The 25,824-nt window shown below is 57.3% G+C and carries 26 protein-coding genes and 1 pseudogene; 12 read left to right on the top strand and 15 right to left on the bottom strand.

The annotated features are described in order from the left end of the window. Positions 1-10: 10 nt before the first annotated feature. The 3 genes and pseudogenes from RHM59_RS16455 to RHM59_RS16465 all read right to left on the bottom strand — a co-directional run. A complete protein-coding gene (locus RHM59_RS16455; RefSeq protein ID WP_322166902.1) occupies positions 11-652 on the bottom strand; it encodes a thiol:disulfide interchange protein DsbA/DsbL in 642 nt (213 codons plus the stop codon). A 197-nt stretch (positions 653-849) separates the two neighbouring features. Beyond that, on the bottom strand, positions 850-1,464 hold the full coding sequence (locus RHM59_RS16460; protein ID WP_322166901.1) for a c-type cytochrome: 615 nt from the start codon (positions 1,462-1,464) through the stop codon (positions 850-852). Between the two features lie 49 nt (positions 1,465-1,513). Continuing rightward, a pseudogene (locus tag RHM59_RS16465) lies at positions 1,514-1,801 on the bottom strand (c-type cytochrome); the annotation flags it as partial. A gap of 189 nt (positions 1,802-1,990) precedes the next feature. On the opposite strand from RHM59_RS16465, the gene yihA reads away from it, so the two are divergent. After that, on the top strand, positions 1,991-2,632 hold the full coding sequence (gene yihA / locus RHM59_RS16470; RefSeq protein WP_322166900.1) for a ribosome biogenesis GTP-binding protein YihA/YsxC: 642 nt from the start codon (positions 1,991-1,993) through the stop codon (positions 2,630-2,632). A 282-nt stretch (positions 2,633-2,914) separates the two neighbouring features. On the opposite strand, the gene polA is transcribed toward yihA, so the two are convergent. Further along, positions 2,915-5,677 (bottom strand): DNA polymerase I, encoded by a 2,763-nt coding sequence (gene polA / locus RHM59_RS16475; RefSeq protein ID WP_322224762.1) that lies wholly within the window; start codon positions 5,675-5,677, stop codon positions 2,915-2,917. Between the two features lie 74 nt (positions 5,678-5,751). Between polA and RHM59_RS16480 the strand changes: the two genes are divergently transcribed. Both RHM59_RS16480 and RHM59_RS16485 read left to right on the top strand, forming a co-directional pair. Then, positions 5,752-6,039, top strand: coding sequence for a DUF2782 domain-containing protein (locus RHM59_RS16480; RefSeq protein ID WP_322184463.1), 288 nt, complete (start codon positions 5,752-5,754; stop codon positions 6,037-6,039). Positions 6,040-6,076: 37 nt separating this feature from the next. Further along, positions 6,077-7,027 carry a homoserine kinase gene (locus tag RHM59_RS16485; RefSeq protein WP_322224764.1) on the top strand — a complete coding sequence of 317 codons (951 nt, stop codon included), beginning with the start codon at positions 6,077-6,079 and terminating at the stop codon, positions 7,025-7,027. Positions 7,028-7,189: 162 nt separating this feature from the next. Here the strand turns inward: RHM59_RS16485 and RHM59_RS16490 are convergent, their stop codons facing one another. After that, a complete protein-coding gene (locus tag RHM59_RS16490; protein ID WP_322166896.1) occupies positions 7,190-8,113 on the bottom strand; it encodes a zinc ABC transporter substrate-binding protein in 924 nt (307 codons plus the stop codon). 66 nt (positions 8,114-8,179) lie between these two features. Between RHM59_RS16490 and RHM59_RS16495 the strand changes: the two genes are divergently transcribed. The 4 genes from RHM59_RS16495 (at position 8,180) to RHM59_RS16510 (ending at position 11,051) form a co-directional block, all read left to right on the top strand. After that, the gene (locus RHM59_RS16495; protein ID WP_322166895.1) at positions 8,180-8,662 is read left to right on the top strand and encodes a Fur family transcriptional regulator; all 483 of its coding nucleotides are present in this window, start codon (positions 8,180-8,182) and stop codon (positions 8,660-8,662) included. Further along, complete coding sequence (znuC, locus tag RHM59_RS16500; protein WP_322166894.1) at positions 8,662-9,459, top strand: zinc ABC transporter ATP-binding protein ZnuC; 798 nt, start codon at positions 8,662-8,664, stop codon at positions 9,457-9,459. Before RHM59_RS16495 ends, znuC begins: the two co-directional genes overlap by 1 nt. Next, positions 9,452-10,234: a zinc ABC transporter permease subunit ZnuB gene (gene znuB / locus RHM59_RS16505; protein ID WP_322166893.1), complete on the top strand. Its 783-nt coding sequence runs from the start codon at positions 9,452-9,454 to the stop codon at positions 10,232-10,234. The genes znuC and znuB overlap by 8 nt, the downstream gene beginning before the upstream one ends. A 100-nt stretch (positions 10,235-10,334) precedes the next feature. After that, positions 10,335-11,051, top strand: coding sequence for a PA5502 family lipoprotein (locus RHM59_RS16510; protein WP_322224766.1), 717 nt, complete (start codon positions 10,335-10,337; stop codon positions 11,049-11,051). A gap of 82 nt (positions 11,052-11,133) precedes the next feature. Here the strand turns inward: RHM59_RS16510 and katE are convergent, their stop codons facing one another. Then, a complete protein-coding gene (katE, locus tag RHM59_RS16515) occupies positions 11,134-13,302 on the bottom strand; it encodes a catalase HPII (protein WP_323562481.1) in 2,169 nt (722 codons plus the stop codon). Between the two features lie 354 nt (positions 13,303-13,656). Here katE and RHM59_RS16520 point away from each other — a divergent pair, with 354 nt between their 5' ends. Genes RHM59_RS16520 through RHM59_RS16535 form a run of 4 tightly spaced genes read left to right on the top strand, consistent with a single transcriptional unit; the run spans position 13,657 to position 16,651 of the window. After that, positions 13,657-14,664 (top strand): methionine ABC transporter ATP-binding protein, encoded by a 1,008-nt coding sequence (locus tag RHM59_RS16520; RefSeq protein WP_322166890.1) that lies wholly within the window; start codon positions 13,657-13,659, stop codon positions 14,662-14,664. Beyond that, on the top strand, positions 14,661-15,338 hold the full coding sequence (locus tag RHM59_RS16525; protein ID WP_322166889.1) for a methionine ABC transporter permease: 678 nt from the start codon (positions 14,661-14,663) through the stop codon (positions 15,336-15,338). Before RHM59_RS16520 ends, RHM59_RS16525 begins: the two co-directional genes overlap by 4 nt. A 54-nt stretch (positions 15,339-15,392) precedes the next feature. Further along, the gene (locus RHM59_RS16530) at positions 15,393-16,166 is read left to right on the top strand and encodes a MetQ/NlpA family ABC transporter substrate-binding protein (RefSeq protein ID WP_322166888.1); all 774 of its coding nucleotides are present in this window, start codon (positions 15,393-15,395) and stop codon (positions 16,164-16,166) included. A 59-nt stretch (positions 16,167-16,225) separates the two neighbouring features. Next, on the top strand, positions 16,226-16,651 hold the full coding sequence (locus RHM59_RS16535; protein ID WP_322166887.1) for a VOC family protein: 426 nt from the start codon (positions 16,226-16,228) through the stop codon (positions 16,649-16,651). Between the two features lie 257 nt (positions 16,652-16,908). Here the strand turns inward: RHM59_RS16535 and RHM59_RS16540 are convergent, their stop codons facing one another. Genes RHM59_RS16540 through RHM59_RS16560 form a run of 5 tightly spaced genes read right to left on the bottom strand, consistent with a single transcriptional unit; the run spans position 16,909 to position 20,843 of the window. Beyond that, positions 16,909-17,541 carry an SCO family protein gene (locus tag RHM59_RS16540; RefSeq protein ID WP_322166886.1) on the bottom strand — a complete coding sequence of 211 codons (633 nt, stop codon included), beginning with the start codon at positions 17,539-17,541 and terminating at the stop codon, positions 16,909-16,911. After that, positions 17,538-18,437 (bottom strand): heme o synthase, encoded by a 900-nt coding sequence (cyoE, locus tag RHM59_RS16545; protein WP_322166885.1) that lies wholly within the window; start codon positions 18,435-18,437, stop codon positions 17,538-17,540. The genes RHM59_RS16540 and cyoE overlap by 4 nt, the downstream gene beginning before the upstream one ends. A gap of 35 nt (positions 18,438-18,472) precedes the next feature. After that, positions 18,473-19,534 carry a COX15/CtaA family protein gene (locus RHM59_RS16550; protein WP_322224768.1) on the bottom strand — a complete coding sequence of 354 codons (1,062 nt, stop codon included), beginning with the start codon at positions 19,532-19,534 and terminating at the stop codon, positions 18,473-18,475. A gap of 9 nt (positions 19,535-19,543) precedes the next feature. Further along, positions 19,544-20,137: a hypothetical protein gene (locus tag RHM59_RS16555; RefSeq protein WP_322166884.1), complete on the bottom strand. Its 594-nt coding sequence runs from the start codon at positions 20,135-20,137 to the stop codon at positions 19,544-19,546. Beyond that, a complete protein-coding gene (locus RHM59_RS16560; protein ID WP_322166883.1) occupies positions 20,103-20,843 on the bottom strand; it encodes an SURF1 family protein in 741 nt (246 codons plus the stop codon). The genes RHM59_RS16555 and RHM59_RS16560 overlap by 35 nt, the downstream gene beginning before the upstream one ends. 80 nt (positions 20,844-20,923) lie before the next feature. On the opposite strand from RHM59_RS16560, the gene RHM59_RS16565 reads away from it, so the two are divergent. Then, on the top strand, positions 20,924-21,127 hold the full coding sequence (locus tag RHM59_RS16565; RefSeq protein WP_322166882.1) for a twin transmembrane helix small protein: 204 nt from the start codon (positions 20,924-20,926) through the stop codon (positions 21,125-21,127). Between the two features lie 93 nt (positions 21,128-21,220). Here RHM59_RS16565 and RHM59_RS16570 read toward each other — a convergent pair whose 3' ends face one another. From RHM59_RS16570 to coxB, 4 genes are read right to left on the bottom strand one after another with little or no spacing between them, the layout of a single operon-like run. Then, entirely contained in the window at positions 21,221-22,108 is an 888-nt protein-coding gene (locus RHM59_RS16570) for a cytochrome c oxidase subunit 3 (RefSeq protein ID WP_322166881.1), read from the bottom strand. A gap of 39 nt (positions 22,109-22,147) precedes the next feature. Beyond that, the gene (locus RHM59_RS16575; protein ID WP_322166880.1) at positions 22,148-22,705 is read right to left on the bottom strand and encodes a cytochrome c oxidase assembly protein; all 558 of its coding nucleotides are present in this window, start codon (positions 22,703-22,705) and stop codon (positions 22,148-22,150) included. A 1-nt stretch (position 22,706) separates the two neighbouring features. Next, on the bottom strand, positions 22,707-24,305 hold the full coding sequence (gene ctaD / locus RHM59_RS16580; RefSeq protein WP_322166879.1) for a cytochrome c oxidase subunit I: 1,599 nt from the start codon (positions 24,303-24,305) through the stop codon (positions 22,707-22,709). Between the two features lie 55 nt (positions 24,306-24,360). Further along, a complete protein-coding gene (gene coxB / locus RHM59_RS16585) occupies positions 24,361-25,488 on the bottom strand; it encodes a cytochrome c oxidase subunit II (protein ID WP_322166878.1) in 1,128 nt (375 codons plus the stop codon). Positions 25,489-25,824 lie beyond the last annotated feature (336 nt).

Here is a 25,824-nt window from a genome sequence, read left to right on the forward strand (position 1 = left end):
GCAGGCGCGCTTACTTGGCAGCGACTGAGGCGCGCTCTTTAGCGATCAGCTGATCGGCGACTTGAAGCGCCTGCTCAGGACCGCCAGCAGTGCCCAGGTCAAAGCGGTATTTACCATTCACGATCATGGTCGGTACGCCAGAAATCTCGTACTTCTTCGCCAATTCTTTGTACTGGGCAATTTTGCCCTTCACGGCGAAGGAGTTGTACGTCTCAAGGAATTTAGTTCTGTCGATGCCTTGGGTAGCCACGAAATCAGCCATGTCATCTGGCTTGTCGAGGCGTTTGTGTTCTTTCTGGATAGCTTCGAACACAGCGGCGTGGACTTTGCTTTCTACGCCCATGGTGTCAAGGGTAACGAACAATTGACCGTGAGCATCCCACGGGCCACCGAACATCGCAGGGATGCGGATGAAGTGAACATCGGCAGGCAGTTTTGCAACCCAAGGATTGATGACCGGCTCAAAGGCATAGCAGTGTGGGCAGCCATACCAGAACATCTCGACGACTTCGATCTTGCCGGGTACAGACACAGGGACGGCGCTGGTCAGCTCTACATATTGTTTACCGGCTTCAATTGGATCGGCAGCTTGCGCAGACATCCCAAACAGGCTGGCGGCAACGAGAGCGGCGCCGAGAATCAGATTACGCATGCTTTACTCCTGGGCATTTTAGGTCGCCTTAACGCGACCTGTCTTGGACTGGGTCGGCGGGCTTGAGTTCGCTAGTGTAACGCTGGCGGGTGTGAAAAAGGGCAGCCGAAGCTGCCCTTTTGAATGCGCGTCCCTGCATAAAAGCCTGGAAATCGCTGCGAAAAATGAAAATCTATCGCAAAACGATCAGATCTCTATCAATGCAGACCTTCGATGTAAGCCGACAATGCTGCAATGTCCTTGTTACTGAGCTTCGAGGCCACGCTACGCATCACCATTGTGTCGCCATCGTTGGTACGATCGCCTTCACGGAAGTTTGTCAGTTGTTTTGTCACGTAAGCAGCATGCTGGCCACCCAGATGCGGGAAGCCGGCGGCAGGGTTGCCCACGCCATTTGGCGAGTGACAACCGGTGCAGGCAGGCATGCCCTGGTCCAGTTTGCCACCACGAAACAAGGCTTCACCTGCGGCGACCAGCTTCGGATCAGCAGCGCCGACGCTGCCTTTCTGACTGGAAAAGTAAGCCGCGATATCTGCCAGGTCCTGGTCCTGCAGGTTGGTCAACAGACCGGTCATCTCCAGGACCGTTCGCTTACCATCCTTGATGTCATGCAACTGTTTGATCAGGTAACGATTCCCCTGACCCGCCAATTTTGGAAAATTAGGCGCCATGCTATTGCCATCTGGACCATGACAAGCGCCACACACAGCAGCTTTTGCCTGACCTGCAGCGGCATCGCCTACTACAGCAGCAGCGTGGGCAATACCGGAGATGCCCAGGGTCAACACCAGACTCGCGAGTAATTTGTTCATCAGCTAATCCAACTACGGCTAAGGGTGAGAAAGTTATGTACCGGGGATACTCGCTCATCCATGGGATGATTTACGCGGTAATCCTCGCTACTGCAGTCCATGCACAATCCACGCGGCGGCATTGCCTTGAAACCCTGGGTCACGTACTGCACCAGCGCCTCCACACCTTGCGACAGTCTAGGCGCCCAAGCTGTCTGACCACCGGGTTTCGGCGCCATTGGCAACTGGCCGACGGACAGGCCACACAAGCACGGTTGTACACGGCTTCTGGATCCTGTGTAGCCTGAGCACTGAAGAACGGCAAAAAGGAACCGGTAGCCAACGGCCATTTCTTCAGAAAACGACTTTTTCAGGGCTGGGAACGTGCTGCGTTCTATGCGCAATTCACTTAATCGTCCCCGTGAACTTCATCCTACGGTGGGACAAAGCGCACACAAAATCTGCGGCATTATATACTGGCGCTACTGAAACGGAAACGACACTGCTTGCCGCGCCTCTGCCGGCACCCGCCCTAATCGGAAATCTCATGCAACTCAAGAACCCCATCCTCGGTCTGTGCCAACAGGCTACCTTCATGCTCAGCGCCGCTAAAGTTGATCAATGCCCCGACGACGAAGGCTTTGAAGTGGCCTTCGCCGGGCGTTCCAACGCCGGCAAGTCGAGCGCATTGAATACCCTTACCCACGCCAGCCTGGCCCGTACTTCCAAGACGCCGGGGCGTACTCAACTGTTGAACTTCTTCAATCTGGATGAAGAGCGTCGGCTAGTCGATCTGCCAGGTTATGGCTACGCGAAGGTGCCCATCCCGCTGAAACTGCACTGGCAGCGCCACTTGGAAGCGTACCTGGGCAGCAGGGAAAGCCTGAAAGGCCTTATTTTGATGATGGATATCCGTCACCCCATGACGGATTTCGACCTGCTGATGCTTGATTGGTCTATCGCCAGCCACATGCCCATGCATATTTTGCTGACCAAAGCCGACAAATTGACCTATGGCGCGGCGAAAAACACCCTGCTGAAGATTCAGGCAGAAATTCGCAAAGGCTGGGGCGAGGCGGTGAGTATTTCGCTGTTTTCAGCACCAAAACGCTTGGGCCTGGAAGAGGCCTACACTGTCTTGGCAGGCTGGATGGAGCTGGCGGACAAGGGCTCCGAGCCAGAAGCATAAGAAATAGCAGGCAAAAAAAACCCCGGACTTCTATGGGGAGGAGGAAGTTCCGGGGTTCAAGTTCCAGACCTTTAGGGCGGGGTCTAGATATCTGCCAACACTTAACACAACATTAGGAGCATCGAAGGGCTTCACCAGCCATTCCCAATCTCTGAGTGGCAATTCACTGGTTTAGTTCCTGAGGCGATAAAGCTGTTCGCGATAAAGGCGATTCCTTTAAAGCATAAGCCCCTGATGAGGGTTTAAGGCTGCGACGTTAAGCCGCAGCCTTTTTTGACTCTTTTAGTGCGCTTCGTCCCAATTGTTGCCCACGCCGACCTCAACAAGCAGCGGTACATCCAATGTCGCTGCGCCGCTCATGTAAGGCCGAATCTGTTCGTTCACGTGTTCGACCAGATCTTCGCGCACCTCCAGCACCAATTCATCGTGTACCTGCAAGATAACTCGCGCATCAATCCCGGACTCTGTCAGCCAGCCGTCCACCGCAATCATGGCTTTTTTGATGATATCGGCGGCGGTGCCTTGCATGGGCGCATTGATCGCGGTCCGTTCAGCACCCTTGCGTAGCGATTGATTCTTGGCATTGATGTCCGGCAAATACAGGCGACGACCGAAGATGGTTTCGACAAAGCCCTGCTCAGCAGCCTGCGCCCGGGTGCGCTCCATGTAGTCGAGCACGCCGGGATAGCGGGCGAAATAACGATCGATATAAGCCTGGGACTCTTTACGGTCCACGCCGATCTGCTTAGCCAGACCAAAAGCGCTCATGCCGTAGATCAAACCGAAGTTGATGGCCTTGGCCTTGCGACGCATGTCGATGCTGACGCTTTCCAATTCGACGCCAAATACCTCGGACGCCGTCGCGCGATGCACATCCAGGTCGTTGCGGAAGGCGTGCAGCAAGCCTTCATCCTTGGCTAGATGGGCCATGATCCGCAGTTCGATCTGGGAGTAATCCGCCGCCAACAGCTTGTAGCCTTTGGGCGCGATGAACGCCTGACGAATCCGACGCCCTTCGGCACTACGAATCGGAATGTTCTGCAGGTTAGGATCACTGGAAGACAACCGACCGGTCGCTGCCACGGCCTGGTGATACGAGGTGTGAATCCGCCCGGTGCGCGGGTTGATCTGCTCGGGCAAGCGGTCGGTGTAGGTGCTTTTCAGCTTGCTCATCGAGCGGTATTGCATCAGCACTTTAGGCAGCGGGAAATCCAACTCAGCCAATTCGGCCAACACCGCCTCGGCAGTAGACGCTTGGCCCTTGGCGGTTTTACTCAGCACCGGCAGACCGAGCTTTTCGTATAGAATCACCCCGAGCTGCTTGGGCGAACCCAGGTTGAATTCCTCACCCGCGATCGCAAACGCCTCGCGCTCCAACGCCGTCATCTTGTCGCCCAACTCTACGCTCTGAATGCCCAGTAACTTGGCATCGACCAAAGCGCCCTGGCGTTCGATTCGCGCCAGCACCGGCACCAGCGGCATCTCGATATCAGTCAAGACGGGCGCCAGACTTGGCGTCACAGCCAGTCGCGCCATCAACGCATGGTGCAGACGCAGGGTCACGTCGGCGTCTTCGGCCGCAAACTGCGCGGCCTGCTCCAACGCGATCTGGTCAAAGCTCAGTTGCTTTACACCCTTGCCGGCGATGTCCTGCAGGCTGGTGTTGGTGTGATTCAGGTACTTGAGGGCGAGGTTGTCTTTGTCGTGGCGAGTCGCGATTGAATCCAGCACGTAGGATTCGAGCATGGTATCGAACGCCAGGCCACGAACGGTGATGCCTTGGCTCTGATCGCCATCAATCGCGCAGTTGGCAAGAATGTTGATATCAAATTTGGCGTGCTGACCGACTTTTATTTTGCTCGCGTCCTCAAGCAACGGCTGAAGCTTACGCAGCACCATGTCCCGGTCCAACTGCTGCGGCACGCCCATATAGGAGTGAGTCAGCGGCACATAGGCGGCCTCGTTGACCTTGACCGCAAAGGAAATGCCGACCAGTTGCGCCCGCTGGGCATCGAGCCCGTTGCTTTGAGTCACGAACGCAAACAGCTTGGCGTCGTTCAGCTTTTTCAGCCAGGCGTCTAACTGATCCTCTTCGAGGATGGTCTCGTAATGCGTTTCGGCGAGTACCGGCTCGTCGGCAATCACAATCTCTTCACCGGCGCGCTTGGCGTCGCGCTGCAAGTCTTCGATCCAGCTTTTGAATTCCAGCTCGGTGTACAACTCGACCAACTTGTCGCGGTCCGGCTCACTGCAATGCAACGCGTCCAACTCGATATCCAACGGCACATCGATCTTGATCGTCGCCAGCTCGTAGGACAGGAACGCCATGTTCTTGTGCTCTTCGAGCTTGATCGCCAGGGTTTTCGCCCCGCGAATGGGCAGCGCCGCCACCTTTTCCAGGTTCGCATAAACTTCGACCAGCCCGCCGCCAATACCCACCAGCAGGCCCACTGCAGTTTTTTCGCCCACGCCGGGCACGCCGGGAATGTTGTCGACTTTATCGCCCATCAACGCGAGGTAATCGATGATGTGTTCAGGACCGACGCCGAACTTCTCCTTCACGCCAGCGATATCCAGCACGCTTCCGGTCATCGTGTTGACCAAGGTAATGTGCCCATCGACCAGCTGCGCCATGTCCTTGTCGCCGGTAGAAATGATCACCGGGCGGTCAGCGGCCGCGCTGCTGCGGGCCAATGTACCGATGACGTCATCAGCCTCGACGTTTTCAACACACAGCAGTGGATAACCCAGACCCTTCACGCAGGCGTGGAGCAGATCAACCTGCACACGAAGATCGTCCGGCATGCTCGGACGATTGGCTTTGTATTCAGCGTAGAGAGCGTCGCGAAACGTGCCGCCTTTGGCATCGAAAACCACAGCAAACGGGCTGTCCGGGTATTGCCGACGCAGGCTTTTGAGCATATTAAGCACGCCTTTCACGGCCCCGGTAGGCAACCCCTTGGAGGTGGCGAGCGGAGGCAGCGCGTGAAAAGCGCGATAAAGATAAGAAGAACCGTCCACCAGGACGAGGGGGGCTTGGCTCATGAGCAGGATCAACCTTTTCGACGGGGTCGGCGCTAGAATGCGAGGACCGTTGACGACAAAGGGACAAGGTTATCATGCGAACAACAAATCGCCTGTTGCTGGCCAGCCTGTTGCTACTCTGTCCGCTCGCGGCTATGGCGCAAGACGAAGCGCCGTCGGCGGAGCCGGACATCACCATTCACACTGAAGGCGACAAAGTCATTCAGGAGTACCGACAAAATGGCTTCCTTTATGCAATCAAGATCACACCGGCACACGGTAAACCGTATTTCTTAGTCCGCGCCGATGGCACAGACGCCAATTTCATTCGTTCGGATCAACCGGACATGCTGATTCCCTCATGGGTAATTTTCAGCTGGTAACGCCCTACATCCACCTTATTTGCTGGCAGTCTTGACCATGTCCGTGTTTACCCCCCTGGCTCGGCCCGAGCTGGAAACCTTTCTTGCCCCTTACGGGCTCGGCCGTTTGCGTGATTTTCAGGGCATTGCCGCTGGCAGCGAAAACAGCAATTTCTTCATCAGCCTGGAACAGGGCGAATTCGTTTTGACCTTGGTCGAACGTGGCCCGATTCAGGATTTGCCGTTTTTCATCGAGCTGCTCGATGTGCTGCACGACGCCAACCTGCCAGTGCCTTACGCCCTGCGCACTGCCGACGGCAGCGCCTTGCGCGAGTTGGCGGGCAAACCGGCGCTGCTGCAACCTCGGCTGCCGGGCAAGCACATCAAAGAGCCGAACACCCAGCATTGCGTGCAGATTGGCGAATTGCTCGGGCATCTGCACGTAGCCACCCGTGAACGTGTGCTGGAACGCAAAACGGACCGTGGGCTGGATTGGATGCTGGCCGAGGGCGCGAACTTTTTGTCGCACCTGGACGAAACCCAACGTGGGCTTTTGCAATCGGCGCTGGAAGAGATCGAGCGTTTCAAGCCACGGATCTTGGCATTGCCACGCGCCAACCTGCACGCCGACCTGTTTCGCGACAACGTGCTGTTCGAAGGCACACACCTGACCGGGCTGATTGATTTCTACAACGCCTGCTCAGGTCCGATGCTTTATGACTTGGCAATTGCGCTGAACGATTGGTGCTCACTCGACAACGGCCAAATCGACGGCCTCCGCGCCCGCGCCATGCTCGGCGCCTACGCCGGGTTACGTCCATTTACCGCCGGCGAAGCCCAATTGTGGCCGACGATGCTGCGCGTGGCTTGTGTCCGTTTCTGGCTGTCCCGCTTGATCGCCGCCGAATCGTTTGCCGGGCAAGATGTATTGATCCACGACCCGATGGAGTTCCAGCGACGGCTGGCCCAACGTCAGCACGTACAGACCGCGCTGCCGTTTGCGCTATAACAGCTGACCTTCTCCCTACAAAGAATCTATGCACGGCGAAAGTCTTCCCAGTGAACCTTTAGGAAATCTAGGCACGGCACAGATCACGGTGGGACCGAATTCATTCGGGAAGCAGGCGACGCGGTATGTCTGGATATCCGCATTTGCCGTCTTCCCGGTGAATCACAATGATTCCAGACACCCCGCCAAATCGTTGCCGAGCTTTTCCATCATCTGCTCATAGCCCTGCGCGGTGGCGGGGGTGTAGCCGCCGAGGCCGTCTAGCTCAGCCAGTTTGACGGGTAACCCTGCCGACAGGGTTTCTGCCAGACGCGGGCGCAAAGGGGGTTCGCTGAACACACAGGCTTTGCCCACTTGCGTCAGCCGCGCGCGCATGGCCGCGACGTGCTGAGCCCCTGGTTGTACTTCTTCGGCCACGCTGAGAACACCCGTGTGCTTGATTGCGTAAGCGTCTTCGAAGTAATCGAACCCCTCATGGAAAACAAAGAACGGTTTATTCGCAACACCGGCCATTCGCGCTTTCAATTGCGTGTCCATGGCATCAAGACGCGCATCAAACGCCTTCAAATTGCTTTGATAACGCTCCGAATGACCCGGGTCTGCCACGGACAAATCACTCGCCATCCGCGCCGCAATGACTCGCGCATTCACCGAAGACAACCACAAATGAGCATCAAGACTGCCCGGTTGATGATCATGATCGTGTTCCGCCGGGTCAGCGGCTTCATGGGATTGGCTGTCCGCCGCGAAATGGCGCAGGTGCAGGCCAGGCAACGTCTGAACGCTAACGGTGGGGAGCTTGCGATTTTTCAGCACGCGGGGCAGGAAGCTTTCCATGTCCGGACCGATCCAATACAGCAGGTCGACATCGCTCACCCGCCGTACGTCGGACGGGCGCAGTGCGTAGTTGTGGGGTGATGCGCCAGGCGGCAGCAGCACTTCAGGGGTGCCCATGCCGTCCTGAACAGCCGCAGCGATCAGCTGCAACGGCTTGATACTGGTCAGTACCCGAACGTCCGAGTGAGCAGAAGAAATCGTCAATACGCAGGCAGATAGAGCAACAACGATGGCAAAAAGACGGGACACGAAGACCACCCAAAGGGACAGGAACAGGTAACATAATAACGTCTCTCACAAAAGTCGTCGCCGCCCATGCCCAAAACACCGCTCGCCAGTCGCCCCCACGATCACTCCCATTGCGTGCACACCGCGCTTTCCGAGGCTGACACGCTGTGCGCGCGCAAAGGTTTACGCCTGACCGCCCTGCGTCGTCGCGTGTTGGAGCTGGTCTGGCAGAGCCATAAACCGCTGGGCGCCTATGACATCCTCGCGGTGCTGAGCGAAGAAGATGGCCGCCGCGCCGCGCCGCCCACCGTGTACCGCGCTCTGGATTTCCTGCTGGAAAACGGCCTTGTGCACCGTATCGCCTCGCTCAATTCGTTCACTGGCTGTAACCACCCTACACATGCGCATCAGGGCCAGTTCCTGATTTGCCGCGAATGCCATGCGGCAATCGAGCTGCAACACCCACTTATCACTCAAGCCGTAATCAGTGCCGCGACAGAAGTGGGCTTCACCGTGGAAGGGCAAACCATCGAAATTCTGGGTATCTGTGCTGGCTGCAAGGCCGCCTGATGAGCACTGCATTGATCCGTCTCGACCAGGTGGCCGTCGCCTTCGCCGGACAAAGCGTGTTGGAAAACATCCACCTCAGTGTCGAGCCCGGACAAATCGTCACCCTGATCGGCCCCAACGGCGCGGGAAAAACCACCCTCGTGCGGGCGGTTTTAGGGTTGTTGAAGCCGGATTCCGGCACGGTTTGGCGCAAACCGAAATTGCGCGTCGGCTACATGCCGCAAAAACTCCATGTTGACCCAACGCTGCCCTTATCGGTGCTGCGCTTTCTGCGCTTGGTACCTGGCGTAGACCGCCCTCGGGCGCTGGCGGCACTCAATGAGGTTGGCGCCGAACGAGTGATCGACAGCCCACTGCAAGGTATCTCCGGCGGCGAAATGCAGCGCGTCCTGCTGGCCCGTGCCTTACTGCGCGAACCCGAGTTGCTGGTCCTTGATGAACCGGTACAAGGCGTCGATGTTGCAGGCCAAGCCGAGTTGTACAGTTTGATTACCCGCTTGCGTGATCGTCACGGTTGCGGCGTGCTAATGGTGTCGCATGACCTGCACCTAGTGATGAGCACAACCGACCAGGTGGTTTGCCTGAACCGGCACGTGTGCTGCTCCGGCCACCCAGAACAGGTCAGCAATGACCCGGCCTTCGTTGAGCTGTTCGGCACCAACGCGCAAAGTCTGGCGATTTATCACCACCATCACGATCACGCTCATGACCTGCACGGTGCGGTGGTCGATGACAGCGCAACGGCGCCAAATCCGACTCACGTCCACGTCCACGGAGACAACTGCAAGCATGGCTGATTTTCTTCTCTATGCCCTGCTCGCGGGTTTGGCACTGGCGCTGGTCGCGGGCCCTTTAGGCTCGTTCGTGGTCTGGCGCCGCATGGCGTATTTTGGCGACACCCTGTCCCACGCGGCCTTGCTCGGCGTGGCATTGGGTTTTTTGCTAAACATCAGCCCGGCGTTGGCGGTCACCGTCGGCTGCCTGCTATTGGCGATCCTGCTGGTGACCTTGCAACAACGCCAACCACTGGCGTCCGACACACTACTGGGCATTCTCGCACCGAGCACGCTGTCCCTTGGGCTGGTGGTGTTGAGCTTCATGCACAACGTGCGCATTGATCTGATGGGCTACTTGTTCGGTGATCTGCTTGCGATTAGCCCTACCGACCTCGCCTGGATTCTGGGCGGCAGTGCGTTGGTCTTGGGGTTGATCGTCGCGCTGTGGCGCCCGTTGTTGGCCATCACGGTGCATGAAGAGTTAGCGACCGTCGAAGGATTACCCGTCGCAGCGCTGCGCATGACCTTGATGCTGTTGATCGCGATCGTGATCGCCGTTGCGATGAAAATCGTTGGCGTACTGTTAATTACCTCGTTATTGATCATTCCTGCGGCTGCGGCACAACGTCACGCGCGATCGCCCGAACAAATGGCCTTGGGCGCGAGTCTATTAGGAGTGATAGCGGTGTGCTGCGGGCTGGCGCTGTCTTGGTTCAAGGACACACCGGCCGGGCCATCGATTGTGATCTGTGCTGCGGGGCTGTTTTTACTCAGTTTCGTTTTGCCCAAGCGGTAGTGCCAGACCCACAAATGCGCTCACAATCGAACAGTTATTTTCGAGGCAAGGCACTTATGTGTAGACTTGCTCGTTTTTTGCGCAATTAGAGAATCGCAGGATGAAGCCGTTCACCTCCCGTTATCTGGTCCTTGTCGCATTTTCCATCCTGTTGGGCGCTTGCCAAACAGCGCCGATGGTCGAGGCACCTGCGCCTGCTCCCCAGCCAGACAGTTTCGTGCAGCTTGAGCAGAACATCGCCAGCAACGAGTTGGCCACGGCCGAAGATCAACTGGCAGCCCTGCAACAACAGACGCCCGACGATCCTCGTATCGAGCAGTATCAGCGGCAGTTGGCTGAGTCGTATTTGAAGCGCAGTCAGATTGTCTTGCAGAAGGGCGACGTCAATGCGGCAGCCACTGCGCTAATCCGTGCCCGGGCGCTAATGCCTAAAGCTCCAGCGCTGACCAGCGGCGTCAATGGCGCCATTGCCCAAGCACGTAAAGCCGAATTGGAAAAAGCCGAAGCGGAGCTAAAAGCTGCGGAAGCGAAACGCATTGCAAAAGTGATTGATCCAACGGCCGAAAGCACAACCATAGCGCTTAAGATCGGCGATATGCACGAATTACGTCGACAATTTGATGCGATTGCCGCCGACGTGGCTGCTTTCGATTGCACCGTGACGTTGCAGGTGCCACGCACCGATGACTACCCATGGCTCGCAACATTGCTGACCAAACGTGTGACCAAGATCAATCCGGATTTTGAGTTGCAGCTGGAGCGGCAGATCGACCGTAGCCAACCTGCGCACATGATTCTCAAGCCCGCGAAGCTGTAGCTACCGCGAGAAACTCTCGCCAACACGTTGGCGCCTACAGAGTTGAATTTTTCTGTTGGCGAGAGTCGCGTTCAGAGAACGATCAGGCCGGGATCGCTTTGGCCTTTGGCTCCCGCGCCCATACTCGGTGCTGAGCAATCGCGGCGGCGAATGCTTTGAACAGCTTGCCGTTTTTGCCCACTAGCAGCCCCTCATCCGCCTCCAAGTGAAGCACGTCCAACAATTGACTGGCTTCACCGCTCAGTGCGATGGCCTTCAAATGCTTGTAAGCCTCCAACAAGAAGTGCAGCGCCACGCCATTGGCGCTTAACGCGTTTATTGAGTCCGCGCCACCCGGCACAAACACCGCATCGAACGCAACGGAAGGCATACCTTCCATGGACGCATCCACCGGCAGGGTTTTACCGTCGGCAGTGGTAATCGGTGCGGAGGTTGGGCCAAGTAATTTGGCGTGGGCGCCTTCCGCTTCCAATGCCTTCTTCAACGCGTCGATCGCAGCACCATCAACACCGTTCGCCGCCAGAATCGCCACTTTGCGCGAAACAATATCGCCCGACAGCAAATTCACTTGGCTCAGCGCAGGCGACTCCGTGACCGAGACCTTCTTCGCAGCGACCGTGCCAGCGGTGGGCGCAGCTAGCCCAAGGTTGGCGGCGACCCGCGAAGCCAACTCCAAATCGATGTTGGCGAGGATCTCGTTCACCTCGCGCGCGCGGATCGATTCACGCTCAACCTTGCCCAACTCGAAACTGTAGGCAGCGATGATGTGCTCTTTTTCATGGTGGCTCATGCTGTTGAAAAACAGCGTCGCCTGGGAAAAATGGTCAGAGAACGATTCGCTGCGACGACGCACCTTGTGCGCTTCTAGGCGCTCGGGATAAGTCTCAAAACCACCATCCTGCGGGGCTGACGGCGTTTCTTTCGGCCAACCGCCATCGATGGAGTTCGGCTCGTAAGACGCACGCCCTTTGTCGATGGTCATCCGATGCAGTGCATCGCGTTGGTCGCTGTGATTAGGCGCCAGCGGACGGTTGATCGGGATCTCGTGGAAGTTCGGCCCACCGAGTCGGCTGATCTGAGTATCGGTATAGGAAAACAACCGACCTTGCAGCAGCGGGTCGTTGGAGAAGTCGATGCCCGGCACCATGTGTCCAGGACAAAACGCGACCTGCTCGGTTTCGGCAAAAAAGTTATCGGGGTTGCGGTTCAGCACCATCTTGCCCAGCGGCGTTACCGGCACCAACTCTTCGGGAATGATTTTGGTCGGATCAAGGATGTCGAAATCGAACTTATGTTCGTCCTCTTCGGCAATGATCTGCACGCCAAATTCCCACTCTGGGTAGTCCCCGGTCTCAATCGATTCCCACAGGTCGCGGCGATGGAAGTCCGTGTCTTTACCTGCCAACTTCTGTGCCTCATCCCACAGCAGCGAGCAGACGCCGAATTTCGGCTTCCAGTGGAATTTGACGAAGCTCGACGTCCCTTCGGCGTTGATCAGGCGAAAGGTGTGGATGCCAAATCCCTGCATGGTCCGCAGGCTCTTCGGAATGGCGCGGTCGGACATGGTCCACAGCACCATGTGCGCCGATTCCGGTACCAACGAAACGAAATCCCAAAACGTGTCGTGGGCGGAACCACCGGTTGGTATTTCATTGTGTGGCTCAGGTTTTACCGCGTGAACGAAGTCAGGAAACTTGATCGCGTCCTGAATAAAGAACACCGGCATGTTGTTGCCAACCAAATCGAAGTTGCCTTCCTCGGTATAGAACTTGACGGCAAAACCCCGAACGTCACGCACCGTATCACCCGAGCCGCGCGGACCCTGAACGGTAGAAAAGCGCGCAAACACTGGGGTCTTTTTCCCAGGGTCTTGCAGGAAACCGGCCTTGGTCAGCAATGCGTGGTTTTCGTAAGTCTGGAAATAACCATGCGCCGCAGTCCCACGAGCATGGACGATGCGCTCTGGGATCCGCTCATGGTCAAAGTGCGTGATTTTTTCACGCATGATGAAATCTTCAAGCAGCGACGGACCGCGATCACCTACTTTGAGCGTGTTTTGGTTATCGGAAACCTTCACGCCCTGATTAGTGCGTAACGCTTGCTCGGTGGCGTCAGATCGAAACTGATCAAGGCTGTCGAGCTTCTCATTGGTGTTACCGCGATCCAATGTGTCAGTGCCCGCCATTTGGCTGTTGGTCATATTGGAATTAGCGCTGGTTGTCGTGTTCGTTATGGTCTTCTTGGTGGCCATCAGACTAAAACTCCTCGGACGCAGGTAACCCGACGACGGGGTCGTTACGGGTCTAATCGAATTGACTTTCCTGGCACGGAACTCAGGAAATGCAGGTGCCTATTAGTGACTGGACGGAAAATTAGCCGTTCCCTGTTTTTTGCGACCTTTGGTCTGCCTGCGAATGCGCATCGAGCCTGCCCCGCGTTATTGCCGTTTCGTCGGTCCGGTATGAAATTAATGCTAAGAACCTCCCGCTGGACAGGCTAAAATGCGCGCCCGACTTATCCAGTCGGTGTTCGCTGGTCGTAAGAACGCCTGGGCACTCGGCACTTTCACCACCCTTTCTTACCGCGCCCCCACAAGGTTCGCTACGTGATCGAGTTTCATAACGTCCACAAAACCTACCGGGTTGCTGGCCGGGAAATCCCCGCTTTGCACCCCACTAGCCTGCGGGTCGAAGACGGCCAAGTATTCGGCCTGATCGGTCATTCCGGTGCGGGTAAAAGCACGCTGCTGCGCCTGATCAACCGCCTGGAAACGCCAAGCGGCGGGCAAATTGTCGTTGATGGCGAAGACGTCACCGCGTTCGACGCCACGGCCTTGCGCGGCTTTCGCCGCCAAGTCGGTATGATCTTTCAGCACTTCAATCTGCTCGCGTCCCGCACCGTCGCCGATAACGTAGGGATGCCGTTGACCCTCGCCGGCGACATGACGCGCAGCCAGATCGATGCGCGTGTGGCTGAGCTGCTCGAACGCGTCGGCCTGTCCGATCAGGCGAAGAAGTACCCAACGCAGTTGTCGGGCGGGCAAAAACAGCGCGTCGGTATTGCCCGTGCACTGGCGACCAAACCGAAAATCCTGCTGTGCGACGAAGCCACCAGCGCCCTCGATCCGCAAACCACCGCATCGGTGCTGCAACTGTTGGCTGAAATCAACCGAGAGCTGAAACTCACGATCGTCTTGATCACCCACGAGATGGACGTTATCCGTCGCGTTTGTGATTACGTGGCCGTGATGGACGCTGGCAAGATCGTCGAGCAAGGTCCGGTAGCTGATGTGTTTCTGCATCCGAAGCACCCGACGACCAAACGCTTTGTGCAAGAAGACGAGCAAATCGACGATGGCGAGCTGCGTGATGACTTCGCTCATGTGCAAGGCCGCATCGTGCGCCTGACCTTCCAGGGAGAATCCACCTACGCGCCACTGTTGGGCACCGTGGCCCGAGAGACCGGTGTTGATTACAGCATCCTTGCAGGCCGCATCGACCGCATCAAAGACACGCCATACGGACAACTGACCCTGGCCATTACCGGTGGCGACATGGAGGCCGCGTTTGCTAGCTTCACGGCGGCTGATGTCCACATGGAGGTGCTGCGATGATCGACACCCTGGTCAATCTATTCTCCAACGTCGATTGGTACGAAATCTGGATCGCTACTGGCGACACCTTGGTGATGCTCGGTATCTCTCTGGCGTTCACCGTGCTGTTGGGCCTACCGCTGGGCGTGTTGATGTTCCTGACCTCGCCCCGTCAGTTGCTGGAAAACCAACGCCTGTATGCCACGGTGGCCTTGTTGGTCAATATGCTGCGCGCGCTGCCCTTTATCATCCTGCTGATCGTGATGATGCCGCTGACAGAGCTGATCACCGGCACCTCGCTGGGTGTTCTCGGCACCTTACCGCCGCTGGTGGCCGGAGCGACGCCATTCTTTGCGCGGCTGGTCGAGACCGCGTTGCGCGAAGTCGATAAGGGCATCATCGAAGCGACCCAAGCCATGGGCGCGACGACTCGGCAGATCATCATCAAAGCGCTGTTGCCCGAAGCGCGGCCTGGCATTTTGGCCGCGGTTACCGTGACCGCCATCGCCTTGGTGTCGTTCACCGCCATGGCCGGCGCCGTGGGTGCAGGCGGCCTTGGTGACTTGGCGATTCGTTATGGTTACCAACGCTTCCAGAACGATGTGATGTTCGTCACGGTCGTATTGCTATTGGTCTTGGTGCAGATCCTGCAAACCGTCGGCGACAAGCTGGTGGCGCATTTCACCCACCGCTAAACCTGGACACGCAAGGCCCTCTCGACCGAGGGGGCCTTTTCACGGAGTTGATGCATGAAAAAGCTTCTCGCAGTGTTTGCCGCACTGGTTGCCCTGAGCGCCCACGCTGATGAAATCCTGACCGTAGGTGCCTCGGCGGTGCCTCACGCGGAAATTCTCGAAGTGGTTAAACCGATGCTGGCCAAAGACGGCATCGATCTGCAGATCAAAGTCTTCAACGACTATATTCAACCCAACGTGCAACTGGCGGAGAAACGCCTCGACGCGAACTTCTTCCAGCATCAACCGTATCTGGATGAATTCAACAAGGGCAAAGGCACCGATCTGGTGGCCATCGCCAAGGTCCACGTCGAGCCGTTGGGTGCGTACTCAAGCACCTACAAAAAACTCGATGAGTTGCCGGACGGTGCCACCGTTGCCCTTCCCAACGATCCGACCAATGAAGGCCGCGCGCTGTTGCTGTTGGCGAAAGGTGGCTTGATCACGCTGAAAGACCCGACCAATATTCTGTCGACGCCAAAAGACATTGCGGATAACCCAAAGGCGCTGAAATTCCGCGAACTGGAAGCCGCCACCTTGCCGCGCGTACTGACAAGCATTGATCTGGCACTGATCAACACCAACTACGCGCTGGCAGTGCAGCTGGACCCTACCAAAGATGCGTTACTCATTGAGGGCGGCGACTCGCCCTACGTGAACATCTTGGTCGCCCGCCCGGACAATCGGGATTCGATTCCGATGCAGAAGCTAGTCGCCGCGTTGCACAGCCCGGAAGTGAAGCAATTCATTCTTGAAAAATATCAAGGCGCGGTGGTTCCGGCGTTTTGATCTAGGCGCCATTGGCCTAAACTCAGGGCACTCCGAATCCCTGATTGAGGATGTTTGTCATGGCGCTGTCCCCTTTCCATTTGGCAATCCCCGTTCACGACCTCGCCGCCGCTCGGCATTTTTACGGCGAGGTGTTTGGCTGCGCCGAAGGCCGCAGCAGCGAGCAGTGGGTCGACTTCAATTTCTTCGGCCATCAACTCGTTATCCACCAACAAGCCAAAAGCCCGGCCCAGGAAAAAGCCCTGAGCAATCCGGTGGACGGCCACGACGTGCCCGTGCCGCATTTCGGCGTGGTGCTGGATTGGGAAGAGTGGGAAGCCTTGGCCGACCGGCTGAAAACACGGGAAACCGCGTTCGTGATCGAACCCTATATTCGCTTCCAGGGCCAAGTGGGCGAACAAGCTACCATGTTCCTCTTCGACCCCTGCGGCAACGCGCTGGAGTTCAAAGCGTTCAAGGACATTGGGCAGATGTTCGCCAAGTAAGAAACACGCACATCCTGTAGGAGCCACCTTGTTGGCGAACAACGACATCTGTGGGAGTAGGCTTGCCTGCGAAGAGGCCGGTAATCACACCCGCTGATGTCGACCTGCAACCTGGGTCGCTTGAAATGGCGCTTTCGTTGGCAAGCCAACCACAGAGGCTTTTGGCGGACACGGGAATAGTAGGCACTGAACATCTATCTGTGTCGTGCATAGATTCTCTGTAGGAAGGAAACAGTGCGGTGTATCGGGCGAAGCGCTCACTCCCGAACCAACAAACGCGGCAATTGCTCAACCATTTTCTTGTCATTCAGCGGCGAGCGGATGAAGCCGCGTTGGGTGCCGTCCGGGCCGAGGAGGGCGAGGTTGCCACTGTGGTCGACGGTGTAATTAGGCTTGCTGGTGTCGGCCGGAATAAACGGAATACTCACCGCGTTGGCGAGTTTCTGAATATCTTCAACCGGTGCCGTAAGGCCCTGGAACTCGGGGTCGAAGTAGCCGAGGTATTGCTTGAGCTGTTGCGGCGTATCCCGATTCGGGTCAACGCTCACCAACACGATTTGCAGTTTGCCAACCACGTCTTTGGGCAGTCCTTTTTTAATCTGACGCAACTGGGCAAGTGTGGTCGGGCAGATGTCCGGGCAGAAGGTGTAGCCGAAAAACAGCATCGTCCATTTGCCTTTCAATTCAGCGATGGACACCGCTTTGCCGTCCTGATTCGTCATCTTCAAGTCAGGCAGACTGCGGCTGGTCGGCAACAAAATGATGCCCGCATCGATCATCGCGGTCGGATCGCCCTGGCCTCTGCCGGAGATTACCTTATTGACCGTAAGGCCCAGAATCAGCGCCACCAGTGCGACCAAAATAAAAACCGTTTTTTGAACTCGAGTCATAGATTCAACAATAAGTAGTGGTCGGCGAGCAGCGCGATGAACAACAGGAACAAGTAATAAATAGAGTACTTGAAGGTGTCGATGGCCGCGTGCGGTTTGATGCCACGGTACAGCACCCATGACATCCACAGAAAGCGCGCACCTAAACCTAATGCGCATAACAGGTACAGCATCCCGCTCATGTGGATCACATACGGCAGCAAACTGACCGCCAGCAGCACTAGCGTGTACAGCAGAATGTGCACCTTGGTGTAGTGCTCGCCGTGGGTCACCGGCAGCATCGGAATGTCGGCTTTGGCGTATTCCTCCTTGCGATGAATTGCCAGTGCCCAAAAATGTGGCGGGGTCCAGGCGAAGATAATCAGCACCAGCAGCAGCGACTCGGCGCTGACATGCCCGGTGGTAGCGACCCAACCGAGCAACGGCGGTGCGGCGCCGGCAAGGCCACCGATCACGATGTTCTGTGGCGTGGCGCGTTTCAGGAATCCGGTGTAGATCACGGCGTAACCCAATAACGAAGCCAGGGTCAACCACGCCGTCAGCGGATTGGTAAACGCCAGCAACAAGGCTTGCCCCGCCACCGCCAGTAGCAAGGCGAAGGTCAGGGCCGCAGCAGGGGTGACGCGGCCTTCAGCCAGTGGCCGTTTTTTTGTGCGCGCCATCATGGCATCGATGCGTCGGTCTACGACATGGTTGACCACTGCCGCGCCGCCCGCGCAAAACGCGATCCCCATATTGCCGAACACCAACACCGTCCACGGCACCCCCGCCCGGGTGGCGAGAAACATGCCGACCAAGGACGTGATGAGCATCAGCACCACCACCTTGGGCTTGGTCAGCTCAAGATAGTCCCGCCAAATGGCCTGAGGGTGTTGCTCGCGGACTAGAGTAGTCACTGCCTCTCTCCTTATCGTTATTATTCTGTGCCCGGCTATTTGCCCGGATGCAGGTACCCGTGCCGATGATTCGGTGCGTCAACGCCCACCACAGGAGTGGTCTTGATCGCCCAGCCAAGCACAGACCGTACCCGATAATTCACCAGCGTGACCGCCAACATCAAGGCCGCGCCGCCTGCGTTATGCGCCACTGCAATCGGCAGCGGCAGGTGAAAAACCACGTTGCTGATCCCCAACACCACTTGCACCCCCAATACCAGCACCACTAATGAGGCCATGCCTTTGAGCCCGGCCCGTTTCAGCTGCCAAGCCAACCCCAGCAACACCACGCTGACTAAAAGCGCGCCTAATCGGTGGGTGATGTGAATCGCCGTGCGCGCATCGCTGTCCAGTTGCCCGCCCAGGTAATTGGGGCCGATGTGCTGGGTCAGACGAAACCCGTTGGCGAAGTCCGCCTTCGGCCACCACTCGCCATGGCAGGTCGGCAAATCGATGCACGCCAGCGCCGCGTAGTTGGAGCTGACCCAGCCGCCGAGGGCGATTTGCGCCACCACCAACACCAACCCCAGCGCGGCCAGACGGCGTAAGCGCGCAGGCAACTCAGGCAGCGGAGCGAAAGCGCCAGACAGGCGCAGCGTCAGCAAAAACAAAAGACTTAACGTGGCGACACCACCCAGTAAATGCGCCGTGACCACCTGCGGCCAAAGCTTGAGGGTCACGGTCCACATGCCGAACGCCGCTTGGGCGACCACGACCCCCAGCATCAACATCGGCAATTTGAACGGCTGCCCCTCCTGATGGCGGCGCCGCACCGCTTGTGCCGCTAACACAATGATCATTAACGCCAGGCTGCCCGCAAAATAACGATGGACCATCTCATTGCGGCCTTTGTGCGGCTCAACCGGTGTGTCGGGGAAGTGCAGCTCGGCATGCGCCAGTTGCGCCTCGCTGTTAGGCACGCTGATAAATCCGTAACAGCCCGGCCAATCAGGACAACCCAGCCCAGCATGGGTCAGCCGGGTGTAGGCACCGAGTAAGACCACGACCAGCGCAAGCAGCGTGGCAAGTAAAGCGAGGCGAAATCCAGGTCTGGCCATGGCGATGCCCTATCCGATGTTCGACAGTTTCAACAGTTGGCGTAGATCGTTGAGAAGGTCCTTACCGTTGACCTTAGCGTCGTAACGCAGCACCAGGTTGCCGTGGGGATCGACGATCCAAAGGTGTGGCGCTTCAACGCCGGGTGCAGCTTTGTTGTACAGCGACAGGTCCAGCGGGTAACGCTCCAGCTTCGGATATTCGCGGCTCAGCTTGGCGGTGTAGTCGGCACTCAGCGGCTGGGCAGCGGCCAGACCGTGGCTGGCCCGCGCGGCGTCCTGACCCAGACCAATATTCAGCTGACGCGCCAGGTACACCAAGTGCTGACAATCCGCCTCGCAGTTCTGCGGCGCACTGACCAGCAACTGCCAACGCTGCTCATCCGCCTGCACGCCAAGCTCGGCGCGGCTTTGCCCGTTGCCTATCATCTCGCCGTGAAAGCTGCGGCTGTCCGGCACCCAGAACTGCAACTTGTACATGCCGGTGGCTAGCACCATCGGCCCGACAGCGACCACCACCACCAAAATCAACTGCAAACGGCCTTTTCGGCGCGATGGCAGCGGGCGTGTTTCAGACATGCTGGGTGGATTCATGGCTTGATCCATGGTTTTTCTCCTTGGCATTGCGGTATCCGAGGTATAGAAACAGGCCAAACAGCGCTACCGCCATGGCAAACCACTGGACGGCATAACCGAGGTTTTGCTCCGGCCCCATGGCCACTATTGGCCAATCCAGCTGGTACGCGGCCGGACCCGGTTCGAGCCGCAACTCGTCGGCAAAACCACTGCGGCCGAGTTCGGTCCAGAGTTTCCCCGGATTCACCGCCGTAACCAGGCGTGGCCACGGTGCGCCTACGGGATCGGCACCCAGCTGAAAAGTCGCGGCAGTCGGCACGTACACCCACGCGCTCAGGCTCAGTACCTGCTGCGGCGTGGTAAACACCGGTGACGTGCGCCGATCAGGCCACGGCAGCCAGCCGCGATTGACCCACAGCCAAAGCCCGCTGGCCTGATCGTGAAAAGGTTGAATCAGCTCGATGCCGCCGCGACCGCCACGGGTGCTGTTGTCCAGCATCAGGCTGTGCGCAGCGTCGAATTGGCCGCGCAGCTGCACTCGCCGATAAGCCGGGTCGGCGGTTTGTTCAAGCTGGGTGCTGGCGATGGGATCAGCGACGCGGCGCTCGGCGTATTGATTCAGCAATACGCGCTTCTGTTCGCCCCGATCAAGCTGCCAGAACCCCAGGAATATCAGCAGCGGCAGCAACAAAAAAACCACGAGTGTGGGCGCCACGCCGGGTTGAAAACGTTTCATCGCGCCTCCGATTCCGTCGATTGGCGACTGGCTATACTGCACGGCATGTCCTCCCTCCCGACGCTTCATGGAGTTGCATCATGCTCAAAGCGGCGATTGTTCTAATGCTCATTGCCACGATGATCAGCCTGTTCAGCGGCCTGTTTTTTCTGGTTAAAGACGACAGCACGTCCAACCGAGTAGTGAAGGCGCTGACCGTGCGCGTCTGCCTCGCCGCGGCTACCGTTATCCTGATCGCCTGGGGCTTTTACAGCGGCCAACTGGTGTCCCATGTGAGCTGGTGAAACTCTGTATGAGCCAACGTGTTGGCGAGACTGCGTATCTGCTGCCACACCAGTGAAGCCCATCGCCAGCACGTTGGCTCCTACAGACGTGGTTTAAAGCACGTAAACGAAGACAAACAAGCCGATCCACACCACGTCGACGAAGTGCCAATACCAGCTTGCCGCCTCGAATCCGAACTGATGTTCGTTATCAAAGTGCCCGCGCATCACCCGCATCAGCATCACAAACAGAATGATGGTGCCGATGGTGACGTGGGCACCGTGGAAGCCGGTGAGCATGAAGAAGGTTGCGCCGTAGATGCCTGAACCCAAGGTCAAACCCAGCTCGTGATACGCCTCCATGTATTCCGAGGCCTGCAACGTCAAAAAGCTCAAACCCAGTAATACGGTGATCGCCAGCCAAATCTTCAGTGCGCCGCGATGGCCCTTTTTCAGCGCATGGTGAGCGATGGTCACCGTCACACTGGAGCTGACCAACAAAATGGTGTTGATGAGCGGCAGGTGCCACGGGTTGATCACCTCTTTGGGGCCGGGAAAAAGTTTCGGATCAGGCGGGCTTAGCAGCGGCCAGGTGTAGTGGAAGTTCGGCCAGAGCATGTGCGCGACGCCCTTGGAGCCTTCACCGCCGAGCCACGGGCCAGCCCAAGTGCGCACGTAAAACAACGCGCCAAAGAAGGCGATAAAGAACATGACTTCGGAGAAGATAAACCAGCTCATGCCCCAGCGAAACGAACGGTCCATCTGCGCGCTGAACAATCCCGAGCGGCTTTCCTTGATCACCGTTCCAAACCAACCAAACAGCATGTAAGCCAACAGCAAGCCACCGACGAAAAAGATCAGCGGCCCGTGGGATTCGGGGCGCGCCGCCTTCAGGTCGTTGAACCAGGTGCCGAGGCCGAACATCGTGGTGAACATGCCCACCGTGGCAATAATCGGCCACTTGCTTTGCGCGGGAACGTAGTAATGCTCGTGAATTGCCATCTTCTTGTTCTCCTAATCGGGCACCCTGATTGCTAGGTCCTAGTTGCCATTGCTGGCGACCTTGGCAACCGGTGGCGAGCGAGCGGTGATGTCGAACAGCGTGTAAGCCAGCGTCAGTTGTTTCACGTCTTTGGGCAGTTCGCGGTCGAGGATGAAGCGCACTGGCATTTCGATTCGCTCGCCCGGCTGCAAGGTTTGTTGGGTGAAACAAAAGCATTCGGTCTTGTGGAAATACACCGCGACTTCCCCCGGCGAAATGCTCGGAATCGCCTGCGCTTTCATCACATGGTCGGTCGGGTTACGCGCCACGAACAGCATCTCGTTGACCGCGCCGGGGTGGACATCCAACACATCGCCCTTCGGGTAGAAATCCCAGACCATGTCGCTGTTATTGCTCGATAGAAATTGCACCCGCACTTGGCGGCTCTGATCGACCACTTGGGAGCCTTCGTATCTGTCGCCGGTCTTGCCGTTGATGCCGAGGGCTTTGCACATCACGTCGTACAGCGGCACCAGCGCGAAACCGAATGCAAACATCAGCACCACCAACATCAGCAGGCGAATGACCAAGCGTCTGATCGAGCGCTGTTCGTTCATGTCAGTCCACTTCCGGTGGCGTGGTGAAGGTGTGATATGGCGCAGGAGACGGAATGCTCCATTCCAATCCCTCTGCGCCGTCCCAAGGCTTGGCCGGCGCCGGTGGGCCGCCACGAATGGTCTTGATCACGATGAACAGGAAGAAAATCTGCGTCGCACCAAAGGTAAAGGCACCGATGGACGAGACCATGTTGAAGTTGGCGAACTGCAAGTTGTAGTCAGGAATTCGCCGTGGCATGCCGGCAAGCCCGAGAAAGTGCATCGGAAAAAACGCGACGTTCATGCCGATAAAGGACAGCCAGAAATGCAGCTTGCCCAGGGTCTCGTCGTACATGTGCCCAGTCCATTTCGGCAGCCAGTAGTAAGCCGAGGCGAAGATCCCGAAAATCGCGCCCGGCACCAACACGTAGTGGAAGTGCGCTACCACGAAATAAGTGTCCTGATACTGGAAGTCTGCCGGAGCGATGGCCAGCATTAGTCCAGAGAAGCCACCAATGCTGAACAAAATCACGAAGGCGACGGCGAACAGCATCGGCGTTTCGAAGCTCAGCGAGCCTTGCCACATGGTGCTGACCCAGTTGAACACCTTCACCCCGGTGGGTACGGCGATCAGCATGGTGGCGTACATGAAGAACAATTCGCCCACCAACGGAATGCCCACCACGAACATATGGTGCGCCCACACGATGAACGACAGAAACGCGATACTTGCCACCGCGTAGACCATTGAGGTGTAGCCGAACAGCGGTTTACGCGAGAACGTTGGGATGATCGAACTGACCGCGCCGAACGCTGGCAGGATCATGATGTACACCTCGGGATGGCCGAAGAACCAGAACACGTGCTGGAACAACACCGGATCACCGCCGCCTGCCGCGCTGAAGAAACTGGTGCCGAAATGGATGTCCATCAACATCATGGTCACGCAGCCCGCCAACACCGGCATCACCGCGATCAGTAGAAACGCAGTGATTAGCCACGTCCAAACGAACAGCGGCATTTTCATCAAGGTCATGCCTGGGGCGCGCAGGTTGAGGATGGTTGCAATGACGTTGATCGCACCCATGATCGAACTGATGCCCATCATGTGGATGGCGAAGATGAAGAAGGTCACGCTTTCTGGCGCGTAGGTGGTGGACAGCGGCGCGTAAAAGGTCCAGCCAAAGTTCGGACCGCCACCGGGCATAAATAAGGTCGACACCAACAATAAAAACGCCGCTGGGAGTAGCCAGAAGCTGAAGTTGTTCATCCTCGGCAGCGCCATATCCGGCGCACCGATCATCAACGGGATCATCCAGTTGGCGAGACCGACAAACGCCGGCATCACCGCTCCGAAGACCATCACCAGACCGTGCATGGTGGTCATCTGGTTGAAGAACGCGGGCTCGACAATTTGCAGGCCGGGTTGAAACAGCTCGGCGCGGATCACCATGGCGAACGAGCCGCCGAGCAAGAACATGCAGAAGCTGAACCAGAGGTACAGCGTGCCAATGTCCTTGTGGTTAGTGGTCAGCACCCAGCGCATCAACCCCTTGGCGGGGCCATGCGCATGGTCATCCACATGACCGATATGGCCATGGTCATCGATCACTGCACTCATGATCTGTCTCCTGCAAAGCAGTCTGCGAAACAAAGGGAACACGCTATGGACGAAGTCATTTGGCGTCCGCCTGTTTCAGAGCCAACACGTCTTTAGGGGTGACCATGTCGCCTTTGTTGTTACCCCAGGCATTACGCTCGTAGGTAACCACTGCCGCGATATCCACCTCTGAAAGCTGTTTACCGAACGCCGCCATCGCCGTACCCGGCCGACCATGGAACACCGTGTTCAAGTGACCTTCTTTAGGTCCGGTGACGGTTTTCGAGCCTTTAAGCGCCGGGAACATCGGCGGCAAGCCTTGACCTTCTGCTTGGTGGCAGGCCACACAGGTGGTGTGATAAACCTTGTCGCCACGAGCCACCAACTCATCCATCGTCCAGTCCTTGCTGGTCAATTCCTTGAGTTTGGCACTTTCAAGCTTGCGCCCGGCCAACCAGGTATCGAAGTCCGCCTGGCTCTTCGCTTCCACCACAATCGGCATGAAGCCATGGTCTTTGCCGCACAGTTCCGAACACTGGCCGCGGTAGATGCCGGGCTTGTCGACACGGGTCCAGGCTTCGTTGACGAACCCCGGAATGGCGTCACGCTTGACCGCAAACGCGGGGACCCACCACGAGTGAATAACGTCAGCAGCCGTCACCAGGAAACGTATTTTTTTCCCCACCGGAATCACCAGTGGTTCGTCGACCTCCAGCAGGTAGTTTTCTCCCTTCGCTTCTTTGTTATGAATCTGGTCGGCGGGCGTCGCCAAGTTGCTGAAGAACTCGACGTCTTGCCCTAAATACTTGTAATGCCACTTCCACTGATAGCCGGTGATCTGAATATCGATGTCTGAGGCACCGGTGTCGTACATTTTGATCATGGTGCGGGTGGCTGGAATGACCATCACGATCAGGATCAACAGCGGCACTATCGTCCAAGCAATTTCGACGCGGGTACTCTCGTGAAACTTGGCGGCTACTTGCCCGGTAGAGCGCCGGTGAAGAATCATCGACCAAAACATCGCCCCAAAAACCACGATGCCGATGACCACACATATCCAGAAAATGGTCATGTGCAAATCGAATATCTCGTGACTGACTTCAGTCGCTCCCGGCGCCATATTCGTTGTCCAGGCGGCTTGCGCTTGGCTGAATATCGACCACAACAGGAGGCCCATCCAGACTCGTGGATGTCGCATCATTGCGGGTTCCCCTTATCGTTCTTGTTATCCCGCCGGCTTTCACGTTCACCTGCGGCCAAGGGAGCGGCTGTCAAGAATGGTGGCTTGACGGTCGGGCCAAGGCTGCGAATGCAGTCGGGCGTCGCCAACTAATCTTCCTTTCAGACCCGAGTATAGACACCGCCTCGGACCTCGCAATGTGAGGAAGCAAAAACTCGTTAGCTGGCTAAATTGTCGATTCGCGGCTATGACGAGCGCACAATACAGCGGCAAAAGAAGGCCGCTTATATGGCTCACCCACAAATGTGTGAACCTGTTATGACAAATGCGTCTGAGGAAATTTTATAAGCAGGCTAC

Origin of the sequence: Pseudomonas sp. MH10, from assembly GCF_034353045.1 — a bacterium.
Classification (GTDB): domain Bacteria; phylum Pseudomonadota; class Gammaproteobacteria; order Pseudomonadales; family Pseudomonadaceae; genus Aquipseudomonas.